The 20,894-nt window shown below is 62.3% G+C and carries 19 protein-coding genes and 1 pseudogene; 11 read left to right on the forward strand and 9 right to left on the reverse strand.

Annotated elements, in window-relative coordinates:
- A partial coding sequence (locus A3C3_RS0119760; protein WP_033419736.1) for an IS110 family transposase occupies nt 1-413 on the reverse strand: 413 nt, incomplete at its 3' end.
- 295 nt (nt 414-708) lie between these two features.
- Here A3C3_RS0119760 and A3C3_RS0119765 point away from each other — a divergent pair.
- Nucleotides 709-1,938, forward strand: coding sequence for an MFS transporter (locus tag A3C3_RS0119765; RefSeq protein ID WP_022716316.1), 1,230 nt, complete (start codon nt 709-711; stop codon nt 1,936-1,938).
- Between the two features lie 150 nt (nt 1,939-2,088).
- On the opposite strand, the gene A3C3_RS0119770 is transcribed toward A3C3_RS0119765, so the two are convergent.
- Nucleotides 2,089-4,182 carry a catalase gene (locus A3C3_RS0119770; protein ID WP_022716317.1) on the reverse strand — a complete coding sequence of 698 codons (2,094 nt, stop codon included), beginning with the start codon at nt 4,180-4,182 and terminating at the stop codon, nt 2,089-2,091.
- Between the two features lie 466 nt (nt 4,183-4,648).
- On the opposite strand from A3C3_RS0119770, the gene A3C3_RS38780 reads away from it, so the two are divergent.
- Both A3C3_RS38780 and A3C3_RS0119780 read left to right on the forward strand, forming a co-directional pair.
- The gene (locus tag A3C3_RS38780) at nt 4,649-5,917 is read left to right on the forward strand and encodes an adenylate/guanylate cyclase domain-containing protein (protein ID WP_022716318.1); all 1,269 of its coding nucleotides are present in this window, start codon (nt 4,649-4,651) and stop codon (nt 5,915-5,917) included.
- 24 nt (nt 5,918-5,941) lie between these two features.
- Entirely contained in the window at nt 5,942-6,520 is a 579-nt protein-coding gene (locus A3C3_RS0119780) for a hypothetical protein (protein WP_022716319.1), read from the forward strand.
- Between the two features lie 37 nt (nt 6,521-6,557).
- On the opposite strand, the gene A3C3_RS0119785 is transcribed toward A3C3_RS0119780, so the two are convergent.
- Nucleotides 6,558-7,451: a branched-chain amino acid aminotransferase gene (locus A3C3_RS0119785; protein WP_022716320.1), complete on the reverse strand. Its 894-nt coding sequence runs from the start codon at nt 7,449-7,451 to the stop codon at nt 6,558-6,560.
- Between the two features lie 252 nt (nt 7,452-7,703).
- On the opposite strand from A3C3_RS0119785, the gene A3C3_RS0119795 reads away from it, so the two are divergent.
- The 3 genes from A3C3_RS0119795 to A3C3_RS46165 are packed head-to-tail and all read left to right on the forward strand — an operon-like array spanning nt 7,704 to nt 9,437.
- Nucleotides 7,704-8,744: a zinc-dependent alcohol dehydrogenase family protein gene (locus A3C3_RS0119795; RefSeq protein ID WP_022716322.1), complete on the forward strand. Its 1,041-nt coding sequence runs from the start codon at nt 7,704-7,706 to the stop codon at nt 8,742-8,744.
- 13 nt (nt 8,745-8,757) lie between these two features.
- Complete coding sequence (locus A3C3_RS48620; RefSeq protein ID WP_198019864.1) at nt 8,758-9,255, forward strand: metallophosphoesterase; 498 nt, start codon at nt 8,758-8,760, stop codon at nt 9,253-9,255.
- Nucleotides 9,231-9,437: a metallophosphoesterase family protein gene (locus A3C3_RS46165; protein ID WP_198019865.1), complete on the forward strand. Its 207-nt coding sequence runs from the start codon at nt 9,231-9,233 to the stop codon at nt 9,435-9,437. The genes A3C3_RS48620 and A3C3_RS46165 overlap by 25 nt, the downstream gene beginning before the upstream one ends.
- Before the next feature lie 141 nt (nt 9,438-9,578).
- On the opposite strand, the gene A3C3_RS0119805 is transcribed toward A3C3_RS46165, so the two are convergent.
- A complete protein-coding gene (locus tag A3C3_RS0119805; RefSeq protein WP_022716323.1) occupies nt 9,579-10,463 on the reverse strand; it encodes a LysR family transcriptional regulator in 885 nt (294 codons plus the stop codon).
- 79 nt (nt 10,464-10,542) lie between these two features.
- Here A3C3_RS0119805 and A3C3_RS0119810 point away from each other — a divergent pair, with 79 nt between their 5' ends.
- Nucleotides 10,543-11,169: an isochorismatase family protein gene (locus A3C3_RS0119810; RefSeq protein WP_022716324.1), complete on the forward strand. Its 627-nt coding sequence runs from the start codon at nt 10,543-10,545 to the stop codon at nt 11,167-11,169.
- 24 nt (nt 11,170-11,193) lie between these two features.
- On the opposite strand, the gene A3C3_RS0119815 is transcribed toward A3C3_RS0119810, so the two are convergent.
- Complete coding sequence (locus A3C3_RS0119815; RefSeq protein ID WP_022716325.1) at nt 11,194-11,856, reverse strand: EF-hand domain-containing protein; 663 nt, start codon at nt 11,854-11,856, stop codon at nt 11,194-11,196.
- Between the two features lie 160 nt (nt 11,857-12,016).
- Between A3C3_RS0119815 and tam the strand changes: the two genes are divergently transcribed.
- Together tam and zwf are read left to right on the forward strand one after the other, a co-directional pair.
- Nucleotides 12,017-12,787, forward strand: a complete 771-nt coding sequence (tam, locus tag A3C3_RS0119820) for a trans-aconitate 2-methyltransferase (protein ID WP_022716326.1) — start codon at nt 12,017-12,019, stop codon at nt 12,785-12,787.
- 409 nt (nt 12,788-13,196) lie between these two features.
- Nucleotides 13,197-14,705 carry a glucose-6-phosphate dehydrogenase gene (gene zwf, locus A3C3_RS0119825; protein WP_022716327.1) on the forward strand — a complete coding sequence of 503 codons (1,509 nt, stop codon included), beginning with the start codon at nt 13,197-13,199 and terminating at the stop codon, nt 14,703-14,705.
- 54 nt (nt 14,706-14,759) lie between these two features.
- On the opposite strand, the gene A3C3_RS0119830 is transcribed toward zwf, so the two are convergent.
- On the reverse strand, nt 14,760-15,152 hold the full coding sequence (locus tag A3C3_RS0119830) for a hypothetical protein (protein WP_022716328.1): 393 nt from the start codon (nt 15,150-15,152) through the stop codon (nt 14,760-14,762).
- Between the two features lie 232 nt (nt 15,153-15,384).
- On the opposite strand from A3C3_RS0119830, the gene A3C3_RS0119835 reads away from it, so the two are divergent.
- The gene (locus tag A3C3_RS0119835) at nt 15,385-16,953 is read left to right on the forward strand and encodes a helicase HerA-like C-terminal domain-containing protein (protein WP_028739815.1); all 1,569 of its coding nucleotides are present in this window, start codon (nt 15,385-15,387) and stop codon (nt 16,951-16,953) included.
- Between the two features lie 111 nt (nt 16,954-17,064).
- Here the strand turns inward: A3C3_RS0119835 and A3C3_RS41660 are convergent.
- A pseudogene (locus A3C3_RS41660) lies at nt 17,065-17,366 on the reverse strand (alkylphosphonate utilization protein).
- Nucleotides 17,367-17,780: 414 nt separating this feature from the next.
- Here A3C3_RS41660 and A3C3_RS0119845 point away from each other — a divergent pair.
- Nucleotides 17,781-19,322: an ABC-F family ATP-binding cassette domain-containing protein gene (locus tag A3C3_RS0119845; RefSeq protein ID WP_022716330.1), complete on the forward strand. Its 1,542-nt coding sequence runs from the start codon at nt 17,781-17,783 to the stop codon at nt 19,320-19,322.
- Between the two features lie 267 nt (nt 19,323-19,589).
- Here A3C3_RS0119845 and A3C3_RS0119850 read toward each other — a convergent pair whose 3' ends face one another.
- Nucleotides 19,590-20,378 (reverse strand): VOC family protein, encoded by a 789-nt coding sequence (locus tag A3C3_RS0119850; RefSeq protein WP_022716331.1) that lies wholly within the window; start codon nt 20,376-20,378, stop codon nt 19,590-19,592.
- A 45-nt stretch (nt 20,379-20,423) separates the two neighbouring features.
- The gene (locus A3C3_RS0119855; RefSeq protein WP_022716332.1) at nt 20,424-20,888 is read right to left on the reverse strand and encodes a DUF1579 domain-containing protein; all 465 of its coding nucleotides are present in this window, start codon (nt 20,886-20,888) and stop codon (nt 20,424-20,426) included.
- Between the last annotated feature and the right edge of the window lie 6 nt (nt 20,889-20,894).

Raw genomic sequence — 20,894 nt, forward strand, 5'->3', positions numbered from 1 at the left:
AGCCGCACGTAAAACATCCGCTCACGCAGGGCGACGCGCAGCTCGCGGGCTCGCTCTCCAGGCGCCCAGGCCTCCGGCACCAGGTCGGCTCTGAGCAGATGCGCCAGCACCGTCGCATCGATCTTGTCGGTCTTGATCTTGGCGTCGGCAATNGCCTTGACCTTCCAGGGATGGGCGAGAACGACATCATCACAAATGTCGTCGAGCCAATCGTAGATCACCATCCAGTTGCGGGTCGCCTCGACAACCGCATGCGAATTCTCCCGGTAGCGTTCCAGAAACCCACCCAGAGACTGGCGGTCGTTCTTCACCCGGCCGGATCGTAGCGTCTTGCCGCTGCTGTCCTGCACCACCAGGTGGCTGTAGGATTTGTGGTAGTCGACGCCGATATGGTATTCATAAGAGGCAGTCATGCTTCCAACTCCCTTATTGAGATCTTCGAAACCCCAATAGGATAAGCCGAAAGGCTGGAAGTGTGACTGTCCCTCGATCATCACCTGCATCTCAGTGATCCGTTCTCTCAGCGGGCGCGCACTCTTTCATACCACCTCCTTTTGAAGTCCGATTGCAAACTGCAATCAGTTTATAACAAGAAACGGGGCGGAATGCAAATTGCCGGACGGTTGAAGCCCGATCCGTCCTTGGCACCGGAGCCGGCGGGGCGTAGGTTTCCGCTTCCTCCAAACCGGTACCCATAGAGATCCCGACATGACAGAGACGCAGATGGACGCGGCAGATGCGGCGGCCGGGTCAGCCTACTGGAAACGAAACCTCGCGATTTCGCTGACCGGCTCCTTCACCACCATCGTGGCAATGACGCTGCTGCTTCCCTTCCTGCCGCTCTATGTCGCGGAACTCGGCATCAGCGAGCATGCCGCGATCGTGCAGTGGTCGGGCATCGCCTATGGCGCGACCTTCTTTGCCGCCGCGCTCGTCGCGCCGCTCTGGGGCCGGCTCGGCGATATCTACGGGCGAAAGCTGATGCTGGTGCGCGCCAGCCTCGGCATGACGATCGCAATCTCGCTGATGGGCATGGCGGAGAACGTCTGGCAGCTGGTGGCGCTCCGGCTCTTCGTCGGACTTGCAGGCGGCTATGCCTCGGGCTCCATGGTGCTGGTCGCGACGCAGACGCCGAAGGACCGCTCGGCCTGGGCACTCGGCGTACTGTCGTCGGGCATCATGGGGGGCAATCTCGTCGGACCGCTGATCGGCGGAGCGCTGCCGCCCATCATCGGCATCCGCGGCACGTTCCTGGCAGCGGGCGGCGTCATCTTCCTCGCCTTTCTGGCGACCACCTTCCTGATCAAGGAGGAGAAGTCCCCTGCCCGCAGACAAGCGGCGAAGGCAAGCGGAGGCTGGCGCGCGATACCGGACAAGCGCCCGGTGGTCGCGATGCTGGCGACCGGCCTGCTTCTGATGCTCGCCAACATGTCGATCGAACCGATCATAACCGTCTACGTGGCGCAACTGGTCGAAGACCAGGGACGCGTAACAATGACCGCCGGCATCGTCATGTCGGCAACAGCACTCGGCAGCATCCTTTCGGCGTCGCGCCTCGGCAAGCTCGCCGATAGGATCGGGCATTGGCCGGTGATTGCGGGTGCGCTTGCTGTTGCGGCGCTGCTCCTGATCCCGCAGGCCTTCGTCACCAATTCGTGGCAGCTGATTGCGCTGCGCTTCCTGATGGGAATTGCGCTCGGCGGGCTGTTGCCCTGCATCACCGCCGTCATCCGCCACAGCGTGCCGGACAGTGCAGCAGGCAGCATACTCGGCTACTCCATCTCGACGCAATATGTCGGCCAGGTCGCAGGCCCGGTGCTCGGTGGCTTCGTGGGCGGACATATCGGCATGCGGGCGGTCTTTCTCGGCACCTGCGTGCTGCTGTTGGCGGGTGCTGCCTATGCGTGGATGGTGCGGCCGAGGGAGGAAACGAGCTAGCTCTATTGGCTGCTTGTGCGTCGCCTACTGTAAGGCTCGAGGAGCCGCCGCTCATCCGCCCTTTAGGCACCTTCTCCCCGGGGAGAAGGTGATTTGACGTGACATTCCGTGACTTGCCCACGGCAGAAAGCGCTCCGCGGCGCGACACATCTATGCCAGCATGCGCACATTCGGCTCGCGGTACCAGTAGCGCTTGGCGGCGGCCTCGAAGAAAGCGCCGTCCAACGCGACGACGCCTTCGTCGGGTTCGACGCCGGCCCTTTGAAGCAGGGGCAAGGCTTCCGGCGTGTGGCCGATCGCCTTCAGATGCACGAAGGCATTCATCACCCATTGCACGGCGGCACCTTCCTTCAGCAGTATCCCGGTGCCCTCCCCCGACAGAAGAACCGCGACCGCATCGAATATCTGCGACGGGGAACCGGCGAGCTGGCCATCGGCCTTGATCGTGCTGCCGTCCGACAGCCTCGCCTTCCCGACCTTCGGGGCAACGACGAAAGCCGTGGCATTCGCGTCCTCGATCGAGTTCACCAGGGATTGCAGGGCGTGAGCGTCGCTGCCATCGGCGATCAGGATGCCGATCTTGCGGCCCTCGATCGTCTGCTTCATGTTTTTCTGGATCGAAAGCGCCGGCGACGGGGCCATGTCGATCGGCTCGCGGGCGGCCGGGTTCTTCTGCGGCAGATCGATACCGAGGCCCTCGGCGACACGTTTGGCAAGCTCCGGATCGACGTTCAGCAGGTTGCCGACCATGCGTGGTGGCACCTGCTTCAGACCGACCTTGGAAAGCTCGAAGACGAAGGAAGAGGCGATATGGGCCTGTTCCGAATGCGTCTGCGACTTCCAGAACAGCCGCGCCTGGCTGTAGTGGTCGGCAAAGAGCTCGGCGCGGATGCGCAGCTTGTCGCCCTGCTCCTCTTTTCCGGACGCGGCGCTGAATGTCGGGAAGCCGGTGACGGGACATTCGCGCGGCCCGCCTCCCTCACCATGCGCGCCAAGGCTGTTCGGCTCGTAATTGGCTCGACCCGTCGGCACGTTCATCTGCATCTGGCCGTCACGCTGGAAGTTCATGACCGGGCATTTCGGCGCGTTGATCGGCAGCTGGTGGAAGTTAGCGGTGCCGAGGCGCGATTTCTGCGTATCGAGATAGCTGAAGAGGCGTCCCTGCAGTAGCGGGTCATTGGTGAAATCGATGCCGGGCACGATATTGGCGGGGCAGTAGGCGACCTGCTCGGTTTCGGCAAAGAAATTGTCCGGGTTGCGGTCCAGCACCAGGCGGCCGACGATTTTCAGCGGCAGCACTTCTTCCGGAATGATTTTGGTGGCATCGAGCACGTCGTAAGGCTGCTTGCTGGCAAAGTTCTCGTCGAAAAGCTGCAGTCCGAGTTCCCATTCCGGGAAGTTTCCGGCTTCGATCGCTTCGTGAAGATCACGGCGATGGAAATCGTTGTCGGCCGCCTGCAGCTTCAGCGCCTCGTCCCAGACGGTCGATTGGAGGCCGAGCTTAGGCTTCCAGTGAAACTTCACGAAGGTCGATTTGCCCTCAGCGTTCACGAAGCGGAACGTGTGCACGCCGAAGCCCTGCATCATCCGGAAAGAGCGCGGGATGGCGCGGTCGGACATCGCCCACATCAGCATGTGAGTGCTTTCGGGCATCAGGGACGCCCAGTCCCAAAAAGTGTCATGGGCGCTGGCGGCCTGCGGATAGGCGCGGTCAGCCTCCATCTTCACCGCATGGACGAGATCGGGAAACTTTATGGCATCCTGAATGAAGAAGACCGGGATGTTGTTGCCAACCAGATCCCAATTGCCTTCCTTCGTATAGAACTTGACCGCAAAGCCGCGCACGTCGCGCGGGGTGTCGACCGAACCGGCGCCGCCGGCGACCGTCGAGAAGCGCACAAAGACCGGCGTCTTCTCGCCCTTGCGCTGGAAGAGATCGGCCTTGGTGATGCCGGAAAGGCTTTCCGCCAATTCGAAGTAGCCGTGCGCGGCCGAACCACGGGCGTGCACGATCCGCTCCGGAATGCGCTCGTGATCGAAATGAAAGATCTTCTCGCGCAGCACGAAATCCTCGAGAAGCGTCGGGCCGCGTGCACCCGAGCGCAGGCTGTTCTGATTGTCGGAAATGCGGATGCCCTGATTGGTGGTCAGATGGTCGAGGCCCTCGTGCGGGCCTTTTTCCGGAATATGCTGATGCGTCTCGCCGCCATTGCCGCGGCTGGTGTCGAACGGGTTGTCGGACATGATTACGTCCCTCATTTTGGGGTGATAGACGCCAAACGAGGACAGTGGGCTAATGTTCCTGAAATGACGGTCGGAGAAGGCGAAAGGCAGTCTGGCGGCCGGACTCGGCCCATCGGTGGCGCTGGCGCACTGTCCGCCTACGCGCGAAGCGGACACTTGGAACGAATGTGGGTCTCGAGCTCGCCGCGCTTGCAGGAAGCGGCGAGACGCGCAGGGTTGCGCCCGACCTAACTTGATCGCGATCGAAGGCAAGCAGCTTCTCTTGGATAGCGGTCGGCGTCATTGATTAAGTGAGGTAGCGAGAGTAAGTTTTTGGGTGGCAGTAGGTGTCGGACGGGCGGCGTGAGCTGCTTGTCCACGCAAGGCCCGAGAACAACACCGGACCGATGATCGACAAAAGCGGAGCCGCAACCGCCCGATCTGAACGGGCGGGCCATTTTGGCTTCGCACAACGGAGGGCGCCGGCATGGACTTCCCTCTACCTGACAACGAGGCTGAACGCTTGGCCGCGGTACGGGCTTATGATGTTTACGGCACCGATCCGGAAGCCGGATTCGACGATCTCACCGATCTCGCCGCCCTGATTGCCAGTGCCCCGATCGCGATGGTCAACATCGTCGGCGACACCAAGATATGGCTCAAATCCCGTCACGGCGTTCCTCCTGGCATCGAAGAAGTGCCCCGCAGCGGCGTCTGCTGCGCCCATGCGCTCTGCCGTAGCGACATGCTGGTTGTTCCCGACACCCACGCCGACGATCGCTTCAAGGCACTGCCGTTCATCGCGACTGAACCCTTCTTCCGCTTTTATGCAGGCATGCCGCTGATCGATTCAGGCGGCCATGCGCTGGGCACGCTCTGCATCTTGGACCTCGCCCCGCGCGAGCTCGCCTTCGAGGCTGCCGAAGGCATCCGTCGCCTCGCGCGCCAGACCATCGCCCAGCTCGAACTGCGCCTGAGGATGGCCGAGGTGCTGCGCTCGCAGCAGGAACTGGCCGCTGAGAAGCAGCGCGCGGACAGCCTGCTCCTCAACATCCTCCCACTCAAGGTAGCCGCGGAATTGGCAGAGAAGGGCTCGGTCGAGCCCCGCCACCACCCTTCCACGACGATCCTCTTCACGGACTTCGTCGACTTTACCAAATCAGCCGTTGAACTCTCCCCTCGGGAGTTGGTCGATGACCTCGACATGTACTTCTCCGAGTTCGATAACATCGTCGCGCGACATGGGCTGGAGAAGCTCAAGACCATCGGTGACTCCTACATGTGCGCCGGCGGTCTGATGCAGGGCCGCAAGGACCATGCGATCCGCAGCTGCCTTGCCGCTCTCGAGATTCGACGCTTTGTCGTGGCGTCGAACCAGCGCTGGGCCGCGATCGGGCAGCGGCCCTGGCACCTCCGCGTCGGCCTGCATACCGGCAGTGTGATGTCCGGCGTCGTTGGCCGGAAGAAGTTCACCTACGACGTTTGGGGCGACGCAGTGAATATCGCGGCTCGCATGGAGAGCACGGACGAAGCAGACCAGGTGAACATCTCCGAAAGCACCTACCAACACGTAAGATCATATTTCGACTGCACCCCGCGAGGTGCCCTTGACGTGAAAAACAAGGGTAAGATGACGATGTATTTCCTCGACCGGCTGAAACCGGAATATGCGGCGGATGCTGCGGGCGTGGAGGCGAACGAGCATCTGAGGAAAACTCTCGCCGGTACTTCGGTCACCTGGTCGCTGCACGGATAGACTGCGCTCCCAGAGGAACTCACGATGACGCGTCGCTTGCGAATCCTGGCTGCGTTGCTGACACTGTCACTCATCAGTGCCGGACCGGCTGACGACGGACGTTGGTATGCTGGGGATTATTCCTTCTCCGATGAGCTTGGCGGCTTCCGCATCCTGTCAGTTACAGGCTCAGGTACGAAAGCCGATCCGATCGAAATCAGCGAGGAACTTAACTCGGCCAGCCCCGTCACTCTGGTGATTAGGGCCGCAAAGCCAATTCAAAATCACGGGTTTCCCGAGGGCGCCTTCCACCTGCGCGTTGTCACTGTGAACAAGAGCGGATTGGCCTGGATCGAGTTCGAGTTCGAACTTCAAGAGATTCTCGGCAAACCGAGCGACTTTTATGACGGTCTGTCATTTGATCAGACCAACCCCAATCCGGACCTCATTTCGTCCAACCGGTTTGCCCGTTTCGAGAACCACTTCGAGAAATTCGACCGGCTACGTTTCGCCAGCGGCCACGTTGATCCCCTCGACCGACCGGCGTTTGGCTTTTTTATCACCGACGTCACGCCGGTTACCGAGTTCTACTTGGTGCAGGATCCGCGCGTACCTTTTTCGTGAGGCTGCAACCGGCTCGCACTCCCCTGCGCGCGGATCGCTACTCGCCGCTGTGGCTATGGCTGCGCCCGTTGGCCCAATCCATGTAGAGATCGAGCGCCTTGCGAGTGACCGGGCCGTCTTCGAAATCGCGGCCGTCGAGGCGGTTGACGCCGACGATCTTGGAATAGTTGCCGCTGGTGAATATCTCATCGGCATTCATGAAGTCTTCGACCGAGAGCGTCACCTCGCGCACGTCGAACCCTGCCTGGCCCAGCAACCCCATGACGCGGGCGCGCGTGATGCCGGCGAGGAAAGTGCGGTTGGCAACCGGCGTGAAGACGACGCCGTCCTTCACCATGAAGATGTTGGAGGATGCTGTTTCGGCGACGTTGCCGTTCAGGTCGCGCATCAGGGCATTGTCGAAGCCGCGGTTTCGCGCCTCGGCGATAGCGCGGCCGCTGTTCGGGTAGAGCCCGCCCGCCTTGGCATCCGTCGTCGCCGTTTCCGGCGACGGGCGGCGGAAGGGCGAAACGGTCAGCGACGAACCGCTATGGCCGCCCATCGGCGCCTCGAAAAGGCAGAGCGCAAAGCGGGTCGATTCCGCATCGACGGAGACGACGCTGCCCGGCGAACCGTGCTCGCCCCAATACATCGGCTTGATATAGATCGGCGTCTTGCCGTCGAACTTCTTGATGCCTTCCCAGGCGAGCGACTCGATCTCCTCGGCCGTCTTGATGGGCTTCAGCCCCATATTGACGGCCGAGCGGTTGACACGCTGGCAGTGCAGGTCGAGGTCCGGCGCGATGCCATCAAACCAGCGGGCACCGTCGAAGACCATGGACGCGAGCCACATGGCATGCGAGGTCGGGCCGATCAGCGGCGGGTTGCCGGGAAGCCACTCGCCCTCGACATGGGTCCAGGTGGTTGTGCGAGGCGATGTATCGACGGGCATGATCTTCTCCTTCCAAAGCCCAAGAAGCAAAATCCTTCCATGCAGGCAGGGTCAAGCGGAAAATTCGGCCGCTCAAGAGGGACGCAAGAAAAATGCCACAACCGCCCACACCACCGCAACAATCATGCGCGTTCGCCCGCATGAAAGCGATGGGTCCATCAGCGAAAATGATCGAACGGAGTGTTGGAACGACCGGCTCCCGCGTGGCATCATGGCGGCGGAATCTCAAACAAAAGAGCTGGAGGCCGTCCGATGAAAGCCATGTATTACGAAGCCTTCGAGCAGACCCCAGACATCCGCACGGTGCCCGACCCGACGCCGACCGAGGACGGCGTCGTCATCGCCATCGGCGCGACCGGCCTTTGCCGCAGCGACTGGCACGGTTGGATGGGGCATGATCCGGATATCCACCTGCCGCATGTGCCGGGACACGAGCTTGCAGGCAAGATCGTCGCCAGAGGCAAGGGCGTGGTGCGCTTCAAGGCGGGCGACCGGGTGACCGTGCCGTTCGTTTCCGGCTGCGGCCATTGCAGCGAATGCCACTCCGGCAATCAGCAGGTCTGCCCGAACCAGTTCCAGCCCGGCTTCACGCATTGGGGCTCGTTCGCCGAATATGTCGCGATCGACTATGCCGACACCAATCTCGTGCATCTGCCCGACAGCGTCGACGATGCGACGGCGGCGAGCCTCGGCTGCCGCTTCGCCACCTCCTTCCGCGCCGTTGCCGACCAGGCACGCACCGGCCCCGGCGAGTGGATCGCCATCCATGGCGCAGGCGGCGTCGGCCTCTCGGCGATCATGATCGCCAGCGCGCTCGGCGCCAATCCGATCGCGATCGACATTTCGGAGGAGAAGCTTGCCTTTGCGCGCGAATGCGGGGCGGTGGCGACGATTAATGCGGCGGCGGTTGCCGATGTCGCGGAAGCCGTGCGCGAGATCACCAAGGGCGGCGCGCATGTCTCGATCGACGCGCTCGGCCATCCCGTGACCTGCTTCAACTCGATCAAGAACTTGCGCCGCCGCGGCCGCCATGTGCAGATCGGCCTGATGCTCGGCGAACATGCCACGCCGCAAGTCCCGATGGCGCAGGTGATCGGCCATGAGCTGGAAATCTACGGCAGCCACGGCATGCAGGCCTGGCGCTACGACGCAATGCTCTCCATGCTCGCCGCCGGCAAGATCGCGCCGCAGAAACTGATCGGCCGGACAATCAGCCTGGAAGAGGCTGTGCCGGCGCTAATGGCGATGGACAGGGCGGAAGGAACCGGGATCAGCGTGATTACGCGGTTTTGAATGAGTCGGTGCCATGCTCATCGCCCAGATAAGCGATATCCACGCCAGCCCCGGCAATGACGGCCTTGTCCGGCTTATGAGGGCAATTTCCTGGCTCGCCACGATGCAGCCGGCTATCGTCGTGGTGTCCGGGGATCTTGTCAACGGCGGCTGGCGGGAGGGCTACCGGCAGATCATTGCCGCATTGCAAAGCCTCGCGTGCCGCACCTTGATCCTCCCCGGCAACGTGGACGACCGCACCATCATGCGCGAGGCCATCCCCGAGGCCAGCCATTGGGGCGATGACGAGAAAATGCATTTTGCCGAACCCCGTGGAGACGCTTTGATCGTCGGCCTCGACACATGCGTCGACGGACATGCCCATGGTGACGTCACAGACCATCTTGCGTGGTTGCGGCAGACGCTGGCGAGCGGTCCGTCGCGCATACCCTTGCTCTTCACGCATCACCATGTTTTCCTCACCGGAATTCGCCTTTGGATGATGTCATGTGCAGGGGTGCAGATGCCTTGAGCGACTTGCTATCGAGCGGCATAAGGCGCCCCATCGCCATCTGCAGCGGCCACGTCCATCGGCCGATGTCGAGCCTGATCGCGGGCATTCCGGCCTACATATGCGGCTCGATCTGTCCCGCCAATCCTTTGCTGCTCGATCCCACACGTGAACCGCCTGTCACCGATCCTCCCGCCCTGTGATCCATGATCTTCGGAATGGTCGGCTTGTCAGCAGTCACGTTTCCTTCTGATAGAAAGATCTGGTGGATGACCAACCGTGGGCCTGGAGAGTTCGAGGCGTCCGCCAGCGATATCGTCGATGCCATGCGCAATAAGATCGGCTCAGAGCCTGTCCTTCGACACAGCGAATATCTCAGCCAAGCCATCCCATACCGCGCGGACGCGCGGGATATCGACCAGATTGGCCGGGGCAAGCATCCAGAGTTCGCGATCGGGCATTGCCTCGCCGCAATCGATCTCGACCAGAGCTGGATTCTGTTTCGCCACGAAGCGCGGAAGCATGGCGATGCCGACCCCGGCGGCTGCGGCATTTGCCTGCACGACATTGCTGCTCGAGCGGAAGACGAAGGCATCCGGGCCGAATTTCGTTTCCAGCCAGCGCGCTTCGGCCACGCCGTCACTATCCAGGTCAAATCCGATGAGGCGGGCTGGCCCGCTTTTCGCAACAGTCTCGGCGGCCGCTTTCGATGCATAGAAAGCGTATCCAATCGTCGCCACGCGTTTTCCGGTGAGATCACTGTCCTTCGGGTGCCCCAGTCGAAGGGCGATATCGGCCTCGCGCTGGGCAAGGCTCTGCACGCGGATATCGGTGACGATTTCGAGCTCGACGTTCCCAAGCCCGCGCAGGACGCCGCCGAGCCGCGGCGCGATGACGAGATCGGCGATCGAACGGGTCGTCGTCAGCCGCACGCGACCGCTCGGGCCCTTCGAAGAAGCCAACCGGTCGCGGATCGCCGCAGCGGCACTCTCCATGGCACCCGCCTCGGACAGGATCGCGGTTCCGTGGCGGCTGAGCTGGTAGCCGTCGGCGCGCCGCTCGAAGAGCGCGAAGCCGAGAGCACTTTCCAGCGCGCCAACGCGGCGGGCGACGGTCGCATGGTTGACCTTCAGCGCACGCGCCGTCGCCGAAAGGCTGCCGTGCCTTGCCAGTGCCGCGAAAAAACGCAGGTCCTCCCAATCGATATCTGTGCGCTTTTGCTCAGTCATTGTGACTAGATAGCGAATATTCGCTCAGTACGAAAGCGGTTAGCGTCCTTGGCATCGATCCATCCAAGGAGATATGCCAATGGTTCCCCTCACCCTTCTGCAACATGCGGGCGTCATGCCGAAAACCGCCGACTGGTCGAAGTCGGTCGTTGTCGTCATCGACGCCCAGAATGAATATGTGGACGGCGCACTGCCGCTTCATGGCATCGCGGCACCCGTGGGCGAAATTCGCAAGTTGCTCGATGCGGCCCGGCGCGATGGCATTCCGGTTATTCATATCGTTCACCACGCGCCGCCCGGCAGCGGCCTCTTCGCGATCGGCTCGCATGGCGCGAAGATCATTTCCGCGTTGACGCCGGCTGACGGTGAAGCCGTCATCCCGAAGACGCTTCCCAATGCTTTTGCCGGAACCACGCTTGCCGCAGCTCTGGCATCAATTGCCGAGCAGACAGGGCGCTCCGATGTGATCCTCGTTGGCTTCATGACGCATATGTGCGTCAGCGCCACGGCGCGTGCGGCACTCGATCTCGGCATCAAGGCGACCGTCATCGCATCCGCCGCCATGAGCCGCGATCTGCCGGATCCGCTCGGCGGCATGATCCCGGCCGAGATCGTACACCGTACGGCGCTGGCGGAGATCGCCGACCGTTTCGCGACGGTCGTCCCGGATATAGCGGCGATTGTCAAACAGGCCGCGACGGCCTGACGGGCCGCAAGAAGCCGTCTCCCTCTACGGCTTCTCCCGCTTCTCCTGCTCTTCGCGAAATTGCCTGACGGTTGCGGCGCGCTCCGCCTTTTCGGCTTTCGAAAGCGCGCCGTCGCCGTTCTTGTCGTAGAAGGAGAAGGCGGAGAGGAGGAGCGCCTTGAACTCATCCTCCGTCAGTTTGCCGTCCTTGTTGGGGTCGAGTGCCAGCAGGGCGGCGACGCGCTCCGTATCGCTCAGTCCGTAAGCGAGCGGCATGCGAGGCAGCGGCGGTGATTTCAGCGCTTCGTCGAGCGTCACGATACCGTCGCCGTTGCGATCGAAATTCGCAAAGCGCGCTTTCATGCCGAGTTCCGCCTCGTCGCGGCTTTCATAAAGGTTGGCGAGCTTGTACTCGTCGAGCGTCATGCGCCCGTCGGCATCGAGATCGCCGGTGAAGAACGGCATGGCGGCGACGGCCCTTTGGCGTGCGGCATCGACCTGCCGGAACCTGGCGATATCGTCTTCATCGAGGGCACGGTCGGCACCGCTGTAGACGGCAAAGGGCTCCAGATGGCTGGATACATACTGGTCGCGCGCATTGCCCATGTCTTCCACAAGGAAAATCGGCGGAGCGGCCGGCGTCTCGGCCCTTGCGGACATTGCGGCGACCGATAGGAAGACTGCGGCAAAGACGAAACCGGCTCTCATGAATTCCCCAAGCTCAGAAACGACATCAATAATGCAACCCACTCGTGCAGGCAATCGAAGACAGCTGCAACACGCCGCATACAAGCGGCCGAGGATTGCTGCTAGCATGACGCGCTTTGAATCGTCGCCGTATCGCAACACGGGAAAACAGGAGGTGCCTATGGCCTGGTCTGCCAGCCAGTATGTGAAGTTCGAGGATGAGCGGACGCGCCCGGCGCGCGATCTCCTGGCGCAGGTGCCGCTGGATAGGGTCAGCAAGGCGATCGATCTCGGTTGCGGGCCGGGAAATTCGACCGAACTCATCATCGACCGCTACGGCAAGGAGGGCGTGTCCGGCCTCGACAGCGACCTCAACATGCTGGAGGCGGCGCGAAAGCGGCTTCCAGGCACCACCTTCACCGAGGCTGACCTTGCCACCTGGCAGCCGGATGAGCCTGCCGACCTGCTCTTCGCCAATGCCGTATTCCAGTGGCTGCCCAATCACCTCGACATCTTCGACCGGCTGATGGACGGGCTTACCAGGGGCGGCGTGCTCGCCGTGCAGATGCCCGACAATCTCGGCGAGCCGACGCATCTGCTGATGGAGGAAAGCGCCCATGCCGGACAATGGAAGACAGCCTTCGAAAAGAAGAGCGTGCGCCGCAATCCGCTTTCCCCGCCGTCGGCCTATTACAGCGGCCTGATCGGCAAATCCGCGCGCCTGGATATCTGGCACACGATCTACAACCACCCGATGGCGGATGCCGCGGCCATCGTCGAATGGGTGAAGGCAACGGGCCTGATGCCCTACCTTAGGGCTGCCGGCGATGAGCATCGCGAGGCGTTTCTTGCGGATTATCTTGCGCGTGTCGAAAAGGCCTATCCGAAGATGGCGGACGGGCGGGTGCTGCTCCGCTTCCCGCGGATTTTCATGGTGGCGGTGAAGGGTTAAGCGCGACACGTTTCATGGAGTGCCCGCGCAGTCGCCACGCTGTGCCCTGGCGATGCTTTGACAAGGCAGCAACCACATTCTCGCTCATCTCTGTGCTTGTCACAGAGATCCAGCCACGGCGCGTCCGCGCCGTGAAGGACTCATTTGCCTTGAAGGGAGTCTCCTGCGTCCAAAGACTTGAGCGCGCTCGATTCCTGTGACAGGCGCAGGCATGAGGGAAGGATTAAGTGACAGCACCGAGGGCAACCTCTTGTTTGCGCTGCCTTGCCTGAGATCAAGCGCTTGGAGTGTTGCCGCTCAAATGACTTGGTGAGCAGAGGAGAAGCAGACGTGGTGACAACAGGCCACGCTTGCGGTAGCGCCCGGCGGCCTTATATTCCGGCGCTGACAATCACGGAGAGCGATCCCTATGTCAGACGCCAAGCCAACGCCGCCCACCACTCTGGTCATCTTCGGGGCGACCGGCGACCTTACCCGGCGGCTTCTCGTTCCGGCGATCATCAATCTCACCCGCGGCGCCATGGTCGGCGACGATCTTGACATTCTCGGCATCGGCATCGAGCCCGGCGGCGACGAGATGCTGCTCAAACGGCTAGACGATTTCCTGGCCGGCCTCGGCGACGGCGAACCGCTCGTCAAGGATCCGGCCTGGGCGAGGTTGCGGCAGCGGATCAGCTATATTTCCGGCGATTTCACCGGCGACGATATCTATCTGGAGATCGCCAAACGCCTCACTTCGGCGCCGGGCGGCAATGCGGCCTTCTATCTCGCCGTGCCGCCCCGCTTCTTCGGCGGTATCGTGGAGAAACTCGCGGCCCACGGACTTGCCGCCGAGAGCGAAAACGGCTTCCGTCGCATCGCCATCGAAAAGCCCTTTGGAACGGACCTCGCTTCGGCCCGTGCGCTGAACGCGCAGATCCTGAGCAAGGTCGACGAAAGCCAGATCTACCGGCTCGACCATTTCCTCGGCAAGGAGACCGTTCAGAACCTGCTGACGGCGCGCTTTGCGAACACGATGATCGAATCGCTGTGGAACAGCCGCTATATCGACCATGTGCAGATCACCGCCGCCGAAACCGTCGATGTCGGCAGCCGCGGCGCCTTCTACGACGCGACGGGCGCGCTTCGTGACATGGTGCCGAACCATCTGTTCCAGCTGCTCGCCATGATCGCCATGGAGCCGCCGAACAGCTTCGACGCCGAAGCGATCCGCAACGAGAAGAGCAAGGTGCTGAAGGCGCTGCGCGTCTTTACGCCCGAGGAGGCGGCAACACACGGCGTTCGCGGCGTCTATTCCGACGGGACGCTGAACGGGGCGGAAATCCCTGCCTATCACCAGACGCCGCAAGTGGCGCCCGACAGCAGGACCGAGACCTTCGTGGCGCTGAAGCTTTATGCCGATACTTGGCGCTGGGCGGGCGTGCCCTTCTATCTGCGGACCGGCAAGGCGATGACGGCGCGCGACACGGAAATCGTCGTCGAATTCCAGCCCGTGCCGTTCGCGCAGTTCCGCGAGACCGGCGTCACGCGCCGGCTGCCGCCGAACAGGCTGGTCATACAAGTGCAGCCGGACGAAGGCATGAGCCTGGAGATATCCATCAAATCGCCAGGGCTTTCGGTCGATACCGTGCCGGTTTCGCTCGACTTCCGATATGCCGACCAGTTCGACATCGCTAAGATGACCGGCTACGAATCCCTCATCTACGATCTCCTGATCGGCGACCAGACGCTGTTCCAGCGGGCCGACGGCATTGAAGCCGGCTGGGCGGCGGTGCAGCCTTTCCTCGACCTATGGGCGAAGGACGGCGAGCCGGAAGCCTACGCCCCCGGTAGCATGGGGCCTGCCTGCGCCGACGGCCTCATCGGACGCGACGGGCGGCAATGGCATCCTCTGGACGTGCATGCGAAGCACAAATAAAAACCCCGCGTCAACTGGAAGCGGGGCTCCTTCCGTTTCGGCATGAAGGCCGGATCAAACGAACTGGCTCAAGCCCGGGACCGAGGCGACGACCTCGTCGACGACGTCTTCGCCGGCATGTTGCTTGGCAATGGCGATGGTTTCCTTGGCGAGCGAGGTGATTTCGCCCATGCCGAGGCCCTGGCTCATGAGCTGCTGGCCGAGGCCCATGATTCCGCCGCCGCCGAGCGCGCCCATCAAACCGCCGAGCAGACCGCCGCCACCGGCACCTTCGCCGTTATACTGGGCGACGAGATCCGCGCCGCCGGGGATGGCTTCTATCATCTTGGCGACTGCTGCATCATCCCCTTCACGCTGCAGGAAGCCGAGCATCATGCCCAGCGCCTTCTCCGCCAGATCGGGCGCAATGCCCACGCGATCGGCAATCTGGGTCACAACTTCATTCATCGTCAGCCTCCTGTTATTTGACGTTGACGTCAACGTTATTCGAGTTTCGTCCGCAACTCAAGCCGCGCCGCCGAGAGCCGGCATTTTCCCCGGATTTGCTTTCAATGCAAACAGTTGTCGGCATCCCGGTCCCTGCTTATAACAGGTGGACGATAGTAAAATGAATGCGGCTTATTGCGATCTCCGCATTTCAAACGCAAGCGGCGGCATCGGCCGAAGGGAGAACTGCTTCATGCTCGAGGAAGGCAAGATTTTCATCGGCGCCAGCCGCAATCCGGACGACAGCATCAACAAGCCGGAATATCTCGACCTGAAATTCGGCAACCGCCACGGCCTGGTGACGGGCGCGACCGGCACCGGCAAGACCGTCACGCTGCAGGTGCTGGCAGAAGGCTTTTCCAAGGCTGGCGTCCCGGTCTTTGCCGCCGACATCAAGGGCGACCTTTCCGGCATTGCCGCCAAGGGCGAAGCGAAGGATTTCCTCACCAAGCGGGCCGAGCAGATCGGCTTTGCCGATTACGAATTCGACCAGTTCCCGGTGATCTTCTGGGACCTCTTCGGCGAGCAGGGCCACCGGGTCCGCACCACGATCGCCGAAATGGGGCCGCTGCTTCTGGCCCGCCTCATGGATGCCTCCGAGCCACAGGAGGGCGTCATCAATATCGCCTTCAAGATCGCCGACCAGGCGGGCCTGCCGCTGCTCGACCTCAAGGATTTCTCCTCGCTGCTGAACTACATGGGCGAGAATGCGAGCGAGCTTTCCAGTCAGTTCGGCCTGATCTCCAAGGCGTCCATCGGCTCGATCCAGCGTGCGCTGCTCGTTCTCGAACAGCAGGGGGCCGAGCATTTCTTCGGTGAACCGGCGCTGAAGATCACCGATATCATGCGCACCAGCAATAACGGCTATGGCCAGATTTCGGTGCTTGCCGCCGACAAGCTGATGATGAACCCCAGGCTTTACGCCACCTTCCTGCTCTGGCTGCTTTCCGAGCTTTTCGAAGAGTTGCCGGAAGTCGGCGATCCGGACAAGCCGAAGCTCGTCTTCTTTTTCGACGAGGCGCATCTGCTCTTCAACGACGCGCCGCGTGTCTTGACCGAACGCGTCGAGCAGGTCGTGCGCCTGATCCGCTCTAAGGGCGTCGGCGTCTATTTCGTCACGCAAAACCCGCTCGACGTGCCGGAAACGGTCCTCGCCCAGCTCGGCAACCGCGTGCAGCATGCGCTTCGCGCCTATTCGCCACGCGAGCAGAAGGCGGTCAGGACAGCCGCCGATACCTTCCGCCCCAACCCGGCCTTCGATTGCGCCACCGTGATCACCAATCTCGGCACCGGCGAGGCGCTGGTTTCGACGCTGGAGACCAAGGGCGCACCATCGATCGTCGAGCGCACGCTGATCCGCCCGCCATCCGGCCGCGTCGGCCCGGTAACGGAAGCGGAACGCCGTCAGGTCATGGACCGGAGCCCGGTACTTGGAATCTATGACGAGGACGTCGACCGCGACTCCGCCTTCGAAATGCTCGCAGCGCGCGCGAAAAAGGCTGCCGAAGCAGAAGCCGCCAAGCGGGCGCAGGAAGAGGCCGAAGCGCAGCAGACGGGTGCCGGCAGGACCTCTGGCTGGACGCTGCCCGGCTTTGGCGGCAGCGACGGTGAGCAGCCGAACCGCGGCCAATCGCGCGGGCGTTCGTCCGGCTATCAGCGAGAGACGGTCGTCGAGGCGGCGATGAAAAGCGTGGCGCGGACGGTTGCGACGCAGGTCGGCCGGGCGCTGGTGCGCGGCATTCTGGGGAGTTTGAAGCGGTAGGTCGCGGAGGCAGAAGCCTGAAGGGCGAGGCCGTTCTGCAGCTTACCTCCCTCTGCCCTGCCGGGCAGATGGGATGCCATTGGGTATATCATGCCTGGCTCGCCGAGATCCTCAACGCTTGCGGACGAATTCCGTGCGCAGGACAAGGCCCTTGATGGTGTCGTGGCGGCAGTCGATCTCTTCCGGATTGTCCGTCAGCCGGATCGATTTTATGACCGTGCCCTGCTTCAGGTCTGATTGGCACCCTTGACCTTCAGATCCTTGATGAGCGTAACGGAATCGCCGTCCGTGAGGGCATTTCCGGCAGCGTCGTGGACCTCGACGGCCGCCTGCGCGGCGGCAGCCAATTCCGAAGCCGGACGCCATTCGCCCGTGACTTCGTCATAGACGTATTCGTCGTCATTGCCCGCCATGGTCGTCTCTTATATCCAGCCCATCCTGCGCAAGTTCGGTCGCGAAGATCAAAGGGCCTCGTGCTGCGTAGAGGGTTTTTAAGAAGGGCCTGATGCGACCGCCATGGTTGCATTCCTGCATAGGTGATGATATTTCATGCGTGCACTCTAAAGAGAAAGGAGGGTCGCGTGCATTATTACTATTTCCGGTTCAACCGGCAGCGCGGCCCCGTCAACGCCCTGCAAACGCGTTTGCAGGGCTGACCAGAGGCCGTTTCTCGCAAAACCTCTCTTTTGGTCTGCCCTTTGTGGCCCGCGGCGCCGAGCTTTATCGCTTGAGCGTCTGCGAATTCCGATAAGCCGCTGACGCATCGCATCGATGATGGCCCAGGAGCCCACGATGGATGATCGCGCGGTCAAGACCAGAGAACGATCATGACCCTCCTCAATATCCGCAACCTCGGCATCACCTTGTCGAGCCCTCTGTTTTCCAAGCTCAATCTCGTGGTCAATGCCGGCGACCGCATCGGCATCGTGGCCGCCAACGGCCGCGGGAAATCGACGCTTTTCCGCTGCATCGCCGGTACGCTGGAGCCGACCGAAGGCGACATCACCCGGGCGCGCGGGCTGACAGTCGGCTATGTCGAGCAGAATGTGCCGCATGCCCTGTTCGCCAGGACATTCTACGACGCCGTTCTCGATGCGCTCGCTCCGGAGCAGGCGGAAACCGAGAGCTGGCGCGTCGATGTCGTGCTGGGATCTCTGGAGGTGCCGGAGGAGTTGCGCCGGCGTTCGCTCTCGGCGCTCAGCGGCGGATGGCAGCGGCTGGCGATGCTTGCCCGCATCTGGGTGACCGAACCCGACCTCTTAATGCTCGACGAGCCGACCAATCATCTTGATCTCGGCAAGATCGCGCGGCTGGAGGAATGGCTGAATGCGCTCCCCCGCGACGTGCCCGTGATCCTGGCCAGCCATGACCGCGCTTTCCTCGACGCCGTGACCAACCGCACGCTCTTCCTGCGGCCGAAGCAATCCCACATCTTCGCCCTGCCCTATTCCCGGGCGCGGACTTCAATCGACGAGCTCGATACGGCAGATGCGCGCCGCTACGAGCGCGACATGAAGACGGCGGAGCAACTGCGCAAGCACGCGGCGAAGCTCAACAATATCGGCATCAATTCCGGCAGCGACCTGCTGGTCGTCAAGACCAAGCAGCTGGAGCAGCGCGCCGAGAAACTCGAGGATGCGGCAAAACCCGCGCATCTGGAGCGTTCGGCGGGTGCGATCCGGCTTGCCAATCGCGGCACGCATGCCAAGGTGCTGGTGACGCTGGACGATGCGGCGGTTGAGACGCCGGACGGCACGCTGCTCTTCAAGACCGGCAGGCAATTCATTTGCCAGGGAGACCGGATCGTGCTGTTCGGCGAAAACGGCGCCGGCAAGACGCGGCTGATCGCCATGCTGCGCAAGGCGATCGCGAACCCGGAGACGGCCGAGAGCGGCATCAGGGCCACGCCTTCGCTGGTGCTCGGCTACGGCGACCAGACGCTTGCCGATCTGCGCGATGCCGACACGCCGATGGACACGATCATCCGCCGCTTCGACGTCGGTGACCAGCGGGCGCGCGCACTGCTGGCCGGCGCCGGCATGTCGATCGAGATGCAGGGCCGCCCTATCGGCCAGCTTTCCGGCGGGCAGAAAGCAAGGCTCGGCATGCTGGTGCTCCGGCTCTCCAACCCGAACTTCTACCTGCTCGATGAACCCACCAACCATCTCGACATCGACGGGCAGGAAGCGCTGGAAGGCGAGCTGATGGCGCACCAGGCAAGCTGCCTGCTCGTTTCCCACGACCGCAGCTTCGTGCGCGCCGTCGGCAACCGCTTCTGGCTGATCGAGAAGCGGCGCCTGATGGAAGTGGAGAGCCCCGAGGGGTTCTTTGCGTCGGCAGCTGGTGGGGATGATCGACCAAGGGGCTGATCGCCGGAGCCGAAGAGCGGTTGCTGCAACGTTCTGTGGGATGTGGGTAACCACGCAGATATAGCCGATTATGCATCCACCCAAAAATGTTCAGGAAGGGTTAACCTTGCGGAATGCTTTTCGGGCCGGAAGGATAAAATTTGAATAAAATTAAGAGATTAGCGGGACGGATTTTGCCGCTCAAATGGAAGGGGCGGCCCGCCTCCAAGGGCCGCCGCCGATCAATTCCGTATCCCGATTCGCCGTTTCCGGGACGTGGCTGCGAGGTCAGCGGCCCGGCGCGACGAGGCAGAAGAAAGCGCCCTGCGGGTCCGTCGCATTGATGATCCAGCTGCCGCCGGGCACTTCCATCGGACCGACGATTACCTTGCCGCCGCCCGCATTGACGCGTTCGATGGCGCTGTCGATCGCCGGCACATTGAAGTAATAGCCCCAATAGCACATCGCCACATTGGCGGGTTTGGTCATCATGCCGCCGATCTGTTTTCCATGTTCAGCGAAGATGCGATAAGCACCCATCTCGTCCATGTCGAAATCGTGGTCCTTGGTCCAGCCGAAGACCTTCGAGTAGAAGGCGAAGGCTTCCTCCATGTTGCCGGCCATCAGTTCGTGCCAGCCGATATGGCCGGGCGTACCCATTTCCGGCTCCCAGCCGCTATCGCCCTCCATCGGCAGCGGCGTCATGATGCAGAGGACGGCCCCGTGCGGGTCGGCGACGACGGCAAAGCGGCCGATCGTCGGGATGTCTTCGGGGGGACGGCGGATCTGGCCGCCGTTCGCCTCAAAATCCTTCGCGGATTGGTCGACATCGTCGACACAGACATAGCCTGTCCAGTTCGGCGGAATGCCCTGCCCTTCGAGCTCGGCCGGAAAGGTCATCATGCCGGCCACGCCGCGGCCATCCGCCTCGAAGATGGTATAGGGGGAAGGAAGGTCCTCCATCGGCATCTCTTTCGTCGTCCAGCCGACGACAGAGCTGTAGAAGCGGGCGGCAGCCTTGGTATCCGTCGTCATCAGTTCGCACCAGATGAATTTTCCATGCGTGTCGGAAGCCATGATCTTTTTCCTTTTCGTGGGTATGGGATCGGGTTTGGTTCGGGATCACGGCTTGCGCGTGTAATGCGCCTCCATAAACTGCTTCCAGCTGCCGTCCGGCTGCTTGGCCGCCGAGTTGAAGGTGCGGTGATCGTCATCGACGAAGATCATCTGCTCGCGGTAGTCCTGCTCGGCGCCTTGGCTCTGGAAATCGGGGCCACGGGTATAGAGGCTGAGCACCTTGCCGTCCGGCGATACATCACCCTCGTAGACCCACATGTGGTCCATCATCGAGCCGATCCAGCTGCCGACATATTTGCCCTTGGCCGCATTGTAGCCGAGGGTGAGCATGGTGGTGGCAGCCCCGCCGCCCGGCATTTCGCCATTGCCTTCGGCAACGAACCAGATGCCGTGCAGCGAGCGCACGATCTCCGTCCATTGCTGGTCAGCGGTCATTTCGGCCGTGACATCCCATACGCCCACCAGCCTCTCGAGGAAGCGGTGCTCCTCCAACGCTTTTGCAGTTTCCATCATCCT

The organism is Rhizobium mongolense USDA 1844 (genome assembly GCF_000419765.1).
Taxonomy (GTDB): domain Bacteria; phylum Pseudomonadota; class Alphaproteobacteria; order Rhizobiales; family Rhizobiaceae; genus Rhizobium; species Rhizobium mongolense.

Excerpts from the sequence above, each read along its gene's own strand:
- A3C3_RS0119765 (WP_022716316.1), top strand. The coding sequence starts at position 709 with ATGACAGAGACGCAGATGGACGCGGCAGATGCGGCGGCCGGGTCAGCC.
- A3C3_RS0119770 (WP_022716317.1), bottom strand. The coding sequence starts at position 4,182 with ATGTCCGACAACCCGTTCGACACCAGCCGCGGCAATGGCGGCGAGACG.
- A3C3_RS38780 (WP_022716318.1), top strand. The coding sequence starts at position 4,649 with ATGGACTTCCCTCTACCTGACAACGAGGCTGAACGCTTGGCCGCGGTA.
- A3C3_RS0119780 (WP_022716319.1), top strand. The coding sequence starts at position 5,942 with ATGACGCGTCGCTTGCGAATCCTGGCTGCGTTGCTGACACTGTCACTC.
- A3C3_RS0119785 (WP_022716320.1), bottom strand. The coding sequence starts at position 7,451 with ATGCCCGTCGATACATCGCCTCGCACAACCACCTGGACCCATGTCGAG.
- A3C3_RS0119795 (WP_022716322.1), top strand. The coding sequence starts at position 7,704 with ATGAAAGCCATGTATTACGAAGCCTTCGAGCAGACCCCAGACATCCGC.
- A3C3_RS48620 (WP_198019864.1), top strand. The coding sequence starts at position 8,758 with ATGCTCATCGCCCAGATAAGCGATATCCACGCCAGCCCCGGCAATGAC.
- A3C3_RS46165 (WP_198019865.1), top strand. The coding sequence starts at position 9,231 with ATGTGCAGGGGTGCAGATGCCTTGAGCGACTTGCTATCGAGCGGCATA.
- A3C3_RS0119805 (WP_022716323.1), bottom strand. The coding sequence starts at position 10,463 with ATGACTGAGCAAAAGCGCACAGATATCGATTGGGAGGACCTGCGTTTT.
- A3C3_RS0119810 (WP_022716324.1), top strand. The coding sequence starts at position 10,543 with ATGGTTCCCCTCACCCTTCTGCAACATGCGGGCGTCATGCCGAAAACC.
- A3C3_RS0119815 (WP_022716325.1), bottom strand. The coding sequence starts at position 11,856 with ATGAGAGCCGGTTTCGTCTTTGCCGCAGTCTTCCTATCGGTCGCCGCA.
- tam (WP_022716326.1), top strand. The coding sequence starts at position 12,017 with ATGGCCTGGTCTGCCAGCCAGTATGTGAAGTTCGAGGATGAGCGGACG.
- zwf (WP_022716327.1), top strand. The coding sequence starts at position 13,197 with ATGTCAGACGCCAAGCCAACGCCGCCCACCACTCTGGTCATCTTCGGG.
- A3C3_RS0119830 (WP_022716328.1), bottom strand. The coding sequence starts at position 15,152 with ATGAATGAAGTTGTGACCCAGATTGCCGATCGCGTGGGCATTGCGCCC.
- A3C3_RS0119835 (WP_028739815.1), top strand. The coding sequence starts at position 15,385 with ATGCTCGAGGAAGGCAAGATTTTCATCGGCGCCAGCCGCAATCCGGAC.
- A3C3_RS0119845 (WP_022716330.1), top strand. The coding sequence starts at position 17,781 with ATGACCCTCCTCAATATCCGCAACCTCGGCATCACCTTGTCGAGCCCT.
- A3C3_RS0119850 (WP_022716331.1), bottom strand. The coding sequence starts at position 20,378 with ATGGCTTCCGACACGCATGGAAAATTCATCTGGTGCGAACTGATGACG.
- A3C3_RS0119855 (WP_022716332.1), bottom strand. The coding sequence starts at position 20,888 with ATGGAAACTGCAAAAGCGTTGGAGGAGCACCGCTTCCTCGAGAGGCTG.